Raw genomic sequence first — 10873 nt, 5'->3', positions numbered from 1 at the left:
GCAGTATGTGCTATTAGGTGAAGCTTCGCATGGAACCTCGGAGTTCTATTCAGTCCGCGCAGAGCTGTCAAAACGCCTGATTGCAGAGCATGGATTCCGGTTCATTGCAGTAGAAGGGGATTGGCCATCCTGTTACACCTTAAACCGTTATATCAAGGGTTATCCCGATGCCGCAGCCGACGCGAGAGCAGCAATGAACGACTTTAACCGCTGGCCAACCTGGATGTGGGCTAATAAGGAGATTCAGGAGCTTGCCGAGTGGCTTCGTGACTTTAATAAGAATTAGCCTGATCGGGAGAAGGTTGGTTTCTATGGAATAGATATATACAGCCTGTGGGAGTCCATGGATGAAATTATGAAATATCTTAGTACGCAGGACAAAGCAGATCTTGAAGCAGCCCGGAAGGCCTTTGAGTGCTTCGAACCTTTTAGCAGAGATGAGCAATCTTACGGGATTTCTAGAATGCGCTCAATGCCGAATTAAATGCAATGGCTGTAAAAGGCGCAGAATCGTATTATCGAACAATGATCCGCCACGACTCGGATTCCTGGAATATCCGTGACCGGCACATGGTGTCGGCACTGGAGAAGCTGATGGATTTTCACGGGGAGCAGGCACGGGGGCTGGTCTGGGAGCATAATACGCATACCGGAGATGCCCGGGCAACGGATATGGCGGGTGAAGGGATGGTTAATGTCGGGCAGCTACTGCGGGAAAAGCATGGCAGCCAAGTGTACGCTATCGGTTTTGGAACTTATGAAGGGACTGCCATTGCCGGCAAAAGATGGGGTGCTCCAATGGAGGAAATGAAGGTGCCGCCCGCAATCAAGAACAGCTGGAAAGAACTTCTGCACAGAAACGGAGCTAGGGATCAGCTGCTATTAATGGACGCGGAGAATCCGGCACTTGATGAGATGATGGTAGGGCATCGTGCCATCGGTGTGGTGTATCATCCTGAACGGGAAAGAGGTAACTATGTGCCGACAGTGATCTCAAAGCGTTATGACGCTTTCATCTACCTGAATCACACCAAGGCATTGAGTCCCCTAACATTAGAACTTTCAGGTGGAGTCGAACGGGGCAGCCGTTGATCGATCACTCTTAGAGACACGAGTTGTTTTGCATGATGAGATTTGGGGGTTACTGTTAAAAAAGATGGGATTCACAAATTTGCCAAAGGCACTATCCGGATTGAGAAGGTTTTTTTCATAAAGAGCTAGAATACAGTCACTATATTCCATATTTTGTTAAAGGAGTGAAGAAGCTTAATAGTTCTAGCGTAATATGAAAATTAGCTTTCTCATTCTAAGGAGTGATATTAAGTAATGGTCTATGAATTTGATAGTGAGATCAAGATGCTGGAAGGTAAAATGAAATGGAAAGTAGTTTATTTTCCTTATTCAGTAAAGGAACTATTCAATACTAACGGTAGAGTAACTATTCAAATCATCGTTGACGGGCACGAGTTTGACCATACATTATTACCGTCAAAAAACGGGCATTATTTTGTATATAATGAATTTATCCGGAGAGCTGTACATAAAGAGCTCGGAGACAAACTCCATGTAATTCTTAAACAATCTGAGAATAGCCGTAATATTGTTTTGCCAGATTACCTTACAAAAAACTTGAAGATCATCAGATGCTGGATACATTTCTAAGTCAGCCTGATTACATTAAACGAGAGCAGATCAATTATATTGAAATTGCTAAAAAGGAAGAAACAAAGAACAACCGGATAGTAGCACTTATTAATAAACTTAAAATCAATAAATTCTGATGAAGATCAGTCTGAATCAGGCTGTACAACATTATTCCTGACAACTTCTTCACAAAACCCGTATTTTGTACATATGTATATAGATCTGAATCCACCCTTGTCTCGTTCAGTTCTGTCGTTGTCGGAGGACAAGAACATAGTCCCTTGTAGGACAAGAACTTGGTCCCATTGCCGATTAATCCCCTATTTCGGCCACAAAAAAACAACTCACTCGAGTTGTTTTAATAATCATGCTTCTTTATATATGAACTAACGTAATTAATCAGTTCATAATTTTTGGGATATTCGATGGATATCCGTGCCGGTACGTAGGATTTCATTTTTGAAATAGCTCTCTTTTTTCTTAAGCTATGATTCGGGCAATGATGTTCAACGATTTTTGTGTCGATTGTATTCTCATAATACATCATAAGGTTTATTCTTTTAGCACTCATAACATTAACCTCTTGATATTTAAATGCAATTTTGAAGTTAGCTTTTGTGTCCATGAGTATCTTATCCCAGTTGGTATTTTTCTTATCATTAACTAAAATATCTCCTGAATATTTTAGACACTCGTAAAAAAACATTAGACTAAATCGATATGTCCAATGTTCTTGGATCCACTCCAATGTATCCTTATTTATCTTTTCCCCATTATTCTTTAGTACATATTCTTCCAATAATAATTTTATGTCATCAGTTATTGCTCTTGTAAGCAGCTCATAACCAAATCGTCCTCCACTTCGGGCTACATCATTTATTCGAATATCTGAACGATAAAAACGTTCAGCTTTTAAAAGGGTTTTACGCCAGTTGACATAGGCATAAGCGTATGGACAAATATCGGGGAAGTCTTCCCCATCATTTTTTAGTAACTGCCAAAATTGTTTTATGCAATTAGAGTGTTTCCATAATACGTTCTTTCTTATGTGTCGATCAACTGTCTGGAAGGTATCAACATTATTATAGTAAAGCTCTTTATTAAATTGAGTTGAATAATAAAAATCATCAATAGATATTTTATTATTGTCTTTTGTGAAAGATTTTTTAGCTATATAAGGATGAAAAACAGATAGTATATTTAGATTCCCGAATTCAGGTAGAATTAAAATTCTTCCGTCCTCCTGATTGGTGTTTGATAACGATAACCAATGTAATGTTGCAGAATCCACTATCTTAAATTTTGTGTCCCAATTTTCCCAGAGTGTACTAGAAAAATCAGCGAATTCAAAGCCGCATTTACAGGAAAAAGCGTTTCCGAAAAATCTGTTGGAAAATACAAACGGTATATTTTTTTTACACCGTGCACAGTTATCTTCTAATTTTACTTTGTGAAAAGGACAATGTTCCAAGAGTTTAAATTGATGTAACCAACTATGATGTCCGTAAGATATGCATTGGTTACACCAGCGTAAGTGTTTCGAAAACCAGGATGTATTTGGAAATCTATTACTGTGTAGAGGTTTTGTTAGTGATTGTATTGATTGTTGTGTAAACTTAACTAAATTCAGTCCGAAAATCATTTCTAAGATCGACTCGTCAAAACTTCTAAGAGAAAACAGATCAATTTTTCGATCCCCTTTTTTAGGGTTGATTTTATTCCTCTCAATACTATTACCGGAAAGTTTAAAGATATCGTCTCTACTTACGCGATTTGCGAATGACAATTTCTCGAATATAGACCATGGAGTCTCGTATTCATGAACCCATTCATTTCTCCAGATTGCTTGCATTCACAACTCCCCCATTCAAATTAAACAAGGGCCATGTAGATTTCTGACTCTACATATCCCGACATTTCAATTGCTTCCCTCCACTGTGCTTTGTTAATCCAGTAGTGTTGATCTCCATGTACCCCATACTTTTTTAGTGCATTCTCAATTGTGAATGAGAAATATTCCATGGGTATTTCCAACGTTGCTGAAACCCCATGTTCCTTTCGTAAATCTGCGAATAGCTCAAATAACATTTTTGCTTCATTCTCTAATCGTTCCTTCTTTTTATAACCTTCTGGAAAGAAATATTGACTGAAACTCCACCCGCTCCCTTCTGGATAACATGAGACTTCTGGAGAATCATAACCACCTAGAATCAGCTGCATATCTTCCCAGGTTCTAATTCCATGAAAGTCATGTTCATGTGTCATAAATCGACCAATAATTTGAGATCTTTTTTGCTCTAGAAAAAAAGTTCGTCTTGCAAGGAGTTCTTCTTGTCCAACAGAAATAACAGTCATTGAGATTTTTTTCTGAACAAGCGCATTGTAGATATCCATCAGCCAATTGTAATGAGCCTCTGTGAGCCGGTGTGCTTCGTCAATGATGAGTACTAAACGCCGTAGTTTTGATTTTTCTGCTTTTTCAAGCATAAAGTTAACGATCTGTCTTCGTAATTCCGGTGGATTTCGTTTTGATGTAAAAGGAAACTTAAAGTCGCTAAGGAGATCTGAATAGAACTTCTCCTCACTTGGTACACGGTAAGAATTACAATTGGCTAACAGAATAGGCAATGGTGCGCCAAAATTTGTAGGTAAATGTTCAATAGCAAAACGTAAAGCCCATGTCTTCCCTATTCTGGGCCTACCATATACAATCATTCCTGGGAGACGATTGTTCACTATTCTCATCATACTTCCCATTAGACGTAAAACTTCTTTTGTCGGAATGATGTAGTCACCTGTTTCAATTGGATGTGTTCCTATCTGTACATGAGGTATTTCCATAACAATCCCCTTACTTATAGTTTCGTTTTATACAACTTCATTAAATCTTTATATTCAGCATATTCCTTAGTAGCTTGTTCTTTCTTTGTATGCTCTCTTGCTCTTTCAAGAGCAGCATTTCGCTCTTCAGCTTTCTCTAATGCGTCTGTCTGGCCTTCAGGTTCATTTACCGTTTTTCTTTTTTGGGCTGATTCTTTTACCTGCGTAAACTTGTTTGCAGCTCCCTTCTTTCCATTGGTCGCATTCGTTCTTAGGTACTCAGTATAAATAAATATCGGGTCATCCCAAGTAGTAAGATAAATCAAACGCTGTCGCACTAAAGAGTTTATTGCTTTTCGTGTCTGTAACGAATGAGGAGTAATAGACCACTTTCCGACTGCAGTAAGATAATCAAATTCACTTCCATCTGGAAGAAATGTCCTAATCGTTCGTAAATCATCCACATTCATATGTATGATGAGCTCTGTGTTAAGCAGATGCGCTGATTGGCTAAGCTTATCGCTTCTGTACTCCACTCCCTGATACTGGATGTATGGTTTCTTACCGGATTTTAATGAACCTCTGATCGTTGCTGATTTTGTTACTTGCATAAATAACACCTCCTTGCGTAATTCTTCTTCTAATTGTCTCGGTAGTAATCCGGCGTTCAAACGCTTTCCAAGAAGTTCAAGAGGCGTTTGGTGATATATTCCTCCATGGGGCTTACCGTTGTAATCAGATATAAGGATGTCAATGAGTTGTTTCAGATGATCAAAGGTCATTTTGTATCTAAGAGCTTTCTCTTCGGGATCAGTTCTCCGCGGATCATGGGGATTACTACCCGCTGTATTGGGAAGCCGGTGGAAACCTGTTTCCTCCAAGATTTTAAAAAATCGTTCAATAATCCCTCTTCTCATTGGTAATGCTACAGGTCCTAAATTAATATCACATCCAATCAGATGTTTAAGCCGATCTTGTACTAAATTGGCTAAGTGAGATTTTGCATTATCAAAGCAAATTACATCCCAAACAGCCCAGGCTGTAGAAGATGGATAAACCTCAGAAGGGAATCCACCGGTTTCATTATATTTGAGGCCATCTATAGCGATCGTAACTTTTTCATGTGGAATCACAGCATTTCTAAAGCAATGCATTACGTCAATTGCGCTATATTCTTTGTTTAAGCTAATGGCATATCCTAGAACAGCTCTTGTAGCCACATCAATCAATGTTAATATCCAAAAGCGTTCAAGCACGACTGGAACCAGGTCACCTTCTGGGGTCATAACTTCAATTATAAAAAAGCCGTCAATACGATGAGCATCAAATTGTACTTTTTGATATGGGTGCAATGTAAAAGGGTGGTTCTGTTCCCCTTCGCCAGTATGTTTAGCCTTTGTAATGGCATCTTGTCCATATCGTGTCTTGCCCTTCCCGAAATAAAGGCAGCTTAACTTGCTTAAGTACCTTTGCAGTGCCTTAAATCCCAAATGATCAGTATTAAAAGGATATTGGTTTAAGGGAATACCTAAACTTCTGCATTCTTCTATAAATTTTTTATGAATATGATGGGGTTTCATAGCTGGTTCTAAGGTGCGGCGGTGGTTCCCGAGAAACAAATCTTTAATTAATTCTTGGAGAGTTGGGAAAGTTTCCAGTAGAAGCTTAAATTCACCTGTTTTTCTGCTTGGATTTTTCTTCTTACTTGTTAAACTGAGCTGATAGGATTTGACCTTCTTTTGAGGAATTAGTGCTCTGAAACCCCAAACGAGACCATCTTCTGAAATAGAAATGCACCGCTGTACGAGTCTTCGAAGATTCTTGGGGTGAACTCCTGTCTGTACTTGAATATTTTTAAGCTCATGCCCCTTGAAATAAAGTACAACAGCATTTTTGCGCATTGTATAAATATCTCTCTCCTCTTTAGACAAGAGCAATTCATCCACTATTGGCCATAAATCAGGATTCGTTTGCTCTGGAAGTAGATGTGGGTTTTCAATGATTCTTGTTCGGCTCAACCTTCCACACCTCCATATCCAAATTCCAAATTGCTGAGTCTAAGTCAGCGTTGATTGTCCCTATATAATAAAGCCAATAACAAGCCAAAAACACATCGTATGAACCTAAGTTCATCAAATTTTTACCGAGATTTCTGATACTTATCTTGTGGTTACCAATACTATCGGAGACATCCTGAAGAAAATGCGGTACTTTTTGATTTGTTATACTCTTTAAAATTTTCAACCGGTTTTCTATTGCATATGGGCCTGTCCTGATGTATTTCTCTGTTCTTACTTCGTGTAGTACGTCATTAAGGCGGCACCATTCCCTCTGTGCTTCAATCTGCCGCATGGTAACATCGTACTTCCGGCTAGTTGGTTTCAGGTCTTTCTCATATTTCACTTCAATAAAAATCCGAATACCATTCTTATGAAGCGCACACATATCAAATATTGTTTTATGTCGTTTTTCATTTAGAACATAATTGATTTCTAATGGTTGTTCACAATATTCGATCACATCGGGAGTAGTCTCCATTCTCACCCAATGGTCATATTCAAGATCACTATAGAGAATTACATCTCTGTCTACTTTAAGTCCCCTACTGTTCCAGTAGTTGCTTCCATACTTCTTACTTCTGGGCATAACAATAGGTATATAGGGTAACTGTCGATTTTTCATTTAACGTTTCATTCCTAAACCTTTTGATTTTATACATCTGTATTTCCTATTTGTATAACTTTTAATCATAGGCTTGAAAGTTGAAAATAATGTTCTATTTCTCTTGTAATCCGGCAATACTAGGGTTAATAGATTACGAGAGGAGCTTTTATGTATGAATAGTAGTTCGTGTTATAGAGAGATTGGTGATTTAATACGCATTAACAGAGAAAAGCTTGGATTAACTCAAGAAGCTCTATCACTAATGATTCAACTCTCCAGACCAACCATTACAAACATCGAGGCTGGTCGCCAACCAGTAAGAATTCATTACTTATATCGAATTGCTGATGCCCTCAAAATTTCTATACATGACTTAATGCCCTAAGTAGGTTATCTCTACTCTTTGCTTTCTCCCTTCAGCCTGGTTTTCAATAATTGAACCGCTTCAAAATATAACTTTTGGATATCTGAATTAATCTTATGATCGCTCAAACTTATTGCGGAAGCATTTATTACTTGATATAGATGTAATATATATATTTCTGAAACATCTATAGGGTCATAAATAATGGGGACCTTCCACTCCCCCTTTTTTAGTGCTCTTTCAAACCAACCAAGCTGAATCATCTTACCGTTTGTATAGTATAAATCATTAAATTTAATTCCTTTAGCAGTTATATAAGCTACACTAACTTCCAAACGCTCTGTTATTTGCACCTCCATCACCTCATTAATACTATCGCCAAATCCGAAATAAATAATACGTATACATATCAATTGTATCAAATGATTTATATACATACATGTATTGCTTCTTCCCCATTGTTTACACTTACATCAAGAGGTGTAACAATGGAAACTTCCGTAATGAAGAAGATAGGACAGCGTGTCCGTGATATCCGTAAATCAAAAGGGTTGTCACAAGAACAGCTGGGTGAAAAGTCCGGCTTTCATTTTTCCTACATAGGCGGCGTCGAGAGAGCAGAAAAAAATATTACCCTAATCAATTTAATTAAAATTGCTGACGCATTAGAGGTACCTATTATCGATCTGTTCTCCTATACAAGACATCAAAAATCTGTGCTAAATGAAAAAGACATCATGTTAAACCAATTGGTTGATATCCTGATGAGTTTAAAGAAAAGCGATCTTCGCAAAGTCCAACTATTCTTAGATGAGTTTTTCGAAAAATAGAAGTATGCCGCCGCCTCGCCATGGGTTGCGGTTTATTTGTTTATTAATATGGGAATGAATTCCTAATAAATATTAGGAGGGATTTTCATGCATACCATATGGAAGGGTGCCATCAGCTTTGGGCTCGTACATGTACCCGTCAAACTTTATGCGGCAACCGAAGAGAAAGAGATTGCTCTTCAGTTGCTTCATCGTAATTGCCATGGATCAATTAAAAATCAGAGGTTTTGTCCCTCTTGTGGTACATCCGTAGAACAGGAGGCAATAATCAAGGGCTATCCAATTGATACAAATCAGTATGTAACTTTTGAAAAAGAAGAATTGGATAAAATTCAAGATGAATCCAGCAAAAGAATTAACATCATTGATTTTATCAAAGAGGATCAGATTGACCTGATGTTTACTCAGAAAGCTTATTTCCTTGGTCCGGATACCCATGGAAGTAATGCTTACTTCTTATTTCTAAAGGCTCTTGAGACTTCTAAACGATTGGCAATAGGCAAACTTACTCTTCGCTCAAATACGAAACTATGTGTAATGAAACCTCTTAATGGGAATTGCATTCAACTGGCCACCATGCACTACGCTAATGAGATTAGACCGATCACTAATGTCCCAAACTTATCAAACAGTACTTCTATTGATGAAAACCAACTGAAGCTGGCCTTACAGATAGTTAAGGGGATGTCAGGTAAATCGGATATAGCCTCTCTCTCCAATCCTGAACAAGAAAGACTTCAAGCAGCCATACAGTCTAAGATTGCTGGTCAACAGATCATCTCTAAACCAACACAAGAAGCTGAAGTAGTTATTGATTTACTGGAGGCGCTTCAGAAAAGTGTTAAGATGAGTAAGAGCAAATCAAAGCCAAGACAAGTTGCTCAGAATAGTGAAGAAAAGTTGGGATAAAACGAAAAGAGCTCCTTAGCTGAAGGCGCTCTTTTTTGATTGCTTTACCAGTAATATGTGTTGAAAGGAAATAAAGTATTAGACTCGACGCCGCGATCAGCAGCTCCGGTTACACCGGCCAGCGGCAGCGCATGCTTCAGCTCGCGCTCCTGGTTCTCCGGAAGTTCCTCGCGCCGTGATCACCAGCTTTGGTTCGCCGGCCAGCGGCAGCGCATGCTTCAGCTTGTGCTCCTGCTTCTTCGGAAGCGCCGGGCGCCGGGGGATCGTCAGCTCCAGTTACACCGGCCAGCTGCTTCACATGCTTCAGCTCGTACTCCTAGTTTTTTCGGAAGCGCCCGGGCTCAGCAATTGGCAACCGGCTACATCGGCCAGTAGCAGTGCATTCTTCAGTCTAATACTTTCTGGTCTGATTCTTTTTGGACACCCTCTTGATGTCTCAGTCTACTTTTTATTTTTTGTGCCTGACAATTTTCATTAAGAAGGCCTCATAGAATCAACAACTCCGGTCTTATACTTTATTTTCTTCGCACAATAAGAAAAACACGGTTTTCTGATTTTTTAAATACCTCCACATAGTTTACACACTATTTTCAGATACTATGAGACTATCTGTTAAGCTGGAGATGAACAAGATGATGAAGAAAATTGGCATTAAGAAAGCGGATTTAATTCTTATCACATGTATTTTGCTAATATCCCTGACTCTTTTAGGAGTAGAGTTGCTTAGAAAGGACCAGCCCAGTACCGGTACTTATGCAAGTATACGTATAGATAATAAACTATATAAAGAGGTAGAACTCACGGATGAGCCCCAAATTATCAAGATTCAAACAAAAAGAGGATACGATATACTCAAAGTTCATGATAGAGGGATCGAAGTAATTGAATCGGACTGCCCGCAAAAAATCTGTTTTAGCTTTGGTTTAATATCAAGACCAAGACAATCTATCATTTGCCTACCTCTGCGAATGATTGTTGAAGTAAAGCCTAATTCAACTGATGATATAGATGCGATCCTATAACTTTCTTAAATAAAAAACGAACTATTCCATAAGCACATATATTGGGCTAAACGTAGAATCAGAGATCTATGTTTAGCTTTTTATTTACCTGTTATAATGAGCTCAGGTTATCTCAAATAAAAAAGGAATGGATTTTGTATGACTACGCACATCGTTGAATTGTTAGGTGAAAGTGGTTATTTCGCCATTATCTTAAGTCTGGTTTTAAATATATTAATAAGCATTTTTGCATTCATCCCTAGTGTATTTCTCACAGGAGCTAACATCACCTTTTTCGGTTTTCTCAACGGAATGATGATTTCCTTTTTCGGAGAAGTGCTTGGGGCAATTGTTAGCTTTGTTCTCTATCGCAGGGGGTTCTTGTCCTTAATACGAGGTATAAAAAATGAGAATAAATATTTGAAGAGACTTCAACAAACTTCTGGTTATGAAGCATTCTTTCTTATTCTTGCTTTAAGAATACTCCCGTTTATCCCTTCAGGATTGGTTAATATATCGAGTTCCGTTAGTCGTGTTAGCTGGGTCACTTTTGGATTAGCAACTATGCTTGGAAAGCTGCCAGCTCTGATTATAGAGGCTTATTCTATTCAGCAATTGCTGATTCTCAGCAAGGAATATCT

12 protein-coding genes and 1 pseudogene are annotated in these 10873 nt (G+C 38.5%); 8 read left to right on the top strand and 5 right to left on the bottom strand.

Annotated features, from left to right (window positions below):
- The first annotated feature begins 7 nt into the window (after window positions 1–7).
- The 3 genes and pseudogenes from AQR02_RS35315 to AQR02_RS35560 all read left to right on the top strand — a co-directional run bounded on the left by AQR02_RS35315 (window position 8) and on the right by AQR02_RS35560 (window position 1781).
- Window positions 8–1092, top strand: a pseudogene (locus AQR02_RS35315) (erythromycin esterase family protein).
- A gap of 234 nt (window positions 1093–1326) precedes the next feature.
- The gene (locus tag AQR02_RS35565; RefSeq protein ID WP_054940750.1) at window positions 1327–1662 is read left to right on the top strand and encodes a DUF1905 domain-containing protein; all 336 of its coding nucleotides are present in this window, start codon (window positions 1327–1329) and stop codon (window positions 1660–1662) included.
- A complete protein-coding gene (locus AQR02_RS35560; RefSeq protein WP_082451824.1) occupies window positions 1644–1781 on the top strand; it encodes a YdeI/OmpD-associated family protein in 138 nt (45 codons plus the stop codon). The genes AQR02_RS35565 and AQR02_RS35560 overlap by 19 nt, the downstream gene beginning before the upstream one ends.
- Before the next feature lie 221 nt (window positions 1782–2002).
- Here the strand turns inward: AQR02_RS35560 and AQR02_RS12320 are convergent, their stop codons facing one another.
- Genes AQR02_RS12320 through AQR02_RS12305 form a run of 4 tightly spaced genes read right to left on the bottom strand, consistent with a single transcriptional unit; the run spans window position 2003 to window position 7146 of the window.
- The gene (locus AQR02_RS12320) at window positions 2003–3496 is read right to left on the bottom strand and encodes a TniQ family protein (RefSeq protein ID WP_054940749.1); all 1494 of its coding nucleotides are present in this window, start codon (window positions 3494–3496) and stop codon (window positions 2003–2005) included.
- Between the two features lie 20 nt (window positions 3497–3516).
- Window positions 3517–4485 carry an ATP-binding protein gene (locus AQR02_RS12315; RefSeq protein WP_054940748.1) on the bottom strand — a complete coding sequence of 323 codons (969 nt, stop codon included), beginning with the start codon at window positions 4483–4485 and terminating at the stop codon, window positions 3517–3519.
- 14 nt (window positions 4486–4499) lie between these two features.
- Complete coding sequence (locus tag AQR02_RS12310) at window positions 4500–6482, bottom strand: hypothetical protein (RefSeq protein ID WP_054940747.1); 1983 nt, start codon at window positions 6480–6482, stop codon at window positions 4500–4502.
- On the bottom strand, window positions 6460–7146 hold the full coding sequence (locus AQR02_RS12305) for a TnsA endonuclease N-terminal domain-containing protein (protein WP_054940746.1): 687 nt from the start codon (window positions 7144–7146) through the stop codon (window positions 6460–6462). Before AQR02_RS12305 ends, AQR02_RS12310 begins: the two co-directional genes overlap by 23 nt.
- A 154-nt stretch (window positions 7147–7300) precedes the next feature.
- Between AQR02_RS12305 and AQR02_RS31320 the strand changes: the two genes are divergently transcribed.
- Complete coding sequence (locus tag AQR02_RS31320) at window positions 7301–7513, top strand: helix-turn-helix domain-containing protein (RefSeq protein ID WP_082451823.1); 213 nt, start codon at window positions 7301–7303, stop codon at window positions 7511–7513.
- 11 nt (window positions 7514–7524) lie between these two features.
- Here the strand turns inward: AQR02_RS31320 and AQR02_RS12300 are convergent, their stop codons facing one another.
- Window positions 7525–7845 (bottom strand): Mu transposase C-terminal domain-containing protein, encoded by a 321-nt coding sequence (locus AQR02_RS12300; protein WP_159067757.1) that lies wholly within the window; start codon window positions 7843–7845, stop codon window positions 7525–7527.
- 135 nt (window positions 7846–7980) lie between these two features.
- Here AQR02_RS12300 and AQR02_RS12295 point away from each other — a divergent pair, with 135 nt between their 5' ends.
- The 4 genes from AQR02_RS12295 to AQR02_RS12275 form a co-directional block, all read left to right on the top strand.
- Complete coding sequence (locus tag AQR02_RS12295; protein WP_054940744.1) at window positions 7981–8322, top strand: helix-turn-helix domain-containing protein; 342 nt, start codon at window positions 7981–7983, stop codon at window positions 8320–8322.
- Between the two features lie 87 nt (window positions 8323–8409).
- Window positions 8410–9231 (top strand): non-homologous end joining protein Ku, encoded by an 822-nt coding sequence (gene ku, locus AQR02_RS12290; protein WP_054940743.1) that lies wholly within the window; start codon window positions 8410–8412, stop codon window positions 9229–9231.
- A 632-nt stretch (window positions 9232–9863) separates the two neighbouring features.
- Window positions 9864–10253 carry a NusG domain II-containing protein gene (locus tag AQR02_RS12280; protein ID WP_054940741.1) on the top strand — a complete coding sequence of 130 codons (390 nt, stop codon included), beginning with the start codon at window positions 9864–9866 and terminating at the stop codon, window positions 10251–10253.
- Window positions 10254–10391: 138 nt separating this feature from the next.
- Window positions 10392–10873: TVP38/TMEM64 family protein (locus tag AQR02_RS12275; RefSeq protein ID WP_082451821.1), on the top strand; the 482-nt coding region annotated here is incomplete at its 3' end.

The organism is Paenibacillus ihuae, from assembly GCF_001368795.1.
Lineage (GTDB): Bacteria > Bacillota > Bacilli > Paenibacillales > Paenibacillaceae > Paenibacillus_AQ > Paenibacillus_AQ ihuae.
This window is presented reverse-complemented; position numbering and strand designations above follow the sequence as displayed.

What these genes read in the sequence shown, in the direction of transcription:
- AQR02_RS12305 (WP_054940746.1), bottom strand. Translation starts at nt 7,146, where the DNA reads ATGAAAAATCGACAGTTACCCTATATACCTATTGTTATGCCCAGAAGT.
- AQR02_RS35560 (WP_082451824.1), top strand. Translation starts at nt 1,644, where the DNA reads ATGCTGGATACATTTCTAAGTCAGCCTGATTACATTAAACGAGAGCAG.
- AQR02_RS12315 (WP_054940748.1), bottom strand. Translation starts at nt 4,485, where the DNA reads ATGGAAATACCTCATGTACAGATAGGAACACATCCAATTGAAACAGGT.
- AQR02_RS35565 (WP_054940750.1), top strand. Translation starts at nt 1,327, where the DNA reads ATGGTCTATGAATTTGATAGTGAGATCAAGATGCTGGAAGGTAAAATG.
- AQR02_RS12295 (WP_054940744.1), top strand. Translation starts at nt 7,981, where the DNA reads ATGGAAACTTCCGTAATGAAGAAGATAGGACAGCGTGTCCGTGATATC.
- AQR02_RS12280 (WP_054940741.1), top strand. Translation starts at nt 9,864, where the DNA reads ATGATGAAGAAAATTGGCATTAAGAAAGCGGATTTAATTCTTATCACA.
- AQR02_RS12320 (WP_054940749.1), bottom strand. Translation starts at nt 3,496, where the DNA reads ATGCAAGCAATCTGGAGAAATGAATGGGTTCATGAATACGAGACTCCA.
- ku (WP_054940743.1), top strand. Translation starts at nt 8,410, where the DNA reads ATGCATACCATATGGAAGGGTGCCATCAGCTTTGGGCTCGTACATGTA.
- AQR02_RS31320 (WP_082451823.1), top strand. Translation starts at nt 7,301, where the DNA reads ATGAATAGTAGTTCGTGTTATAGAGAGATTGGTGATTTAATACGCATT.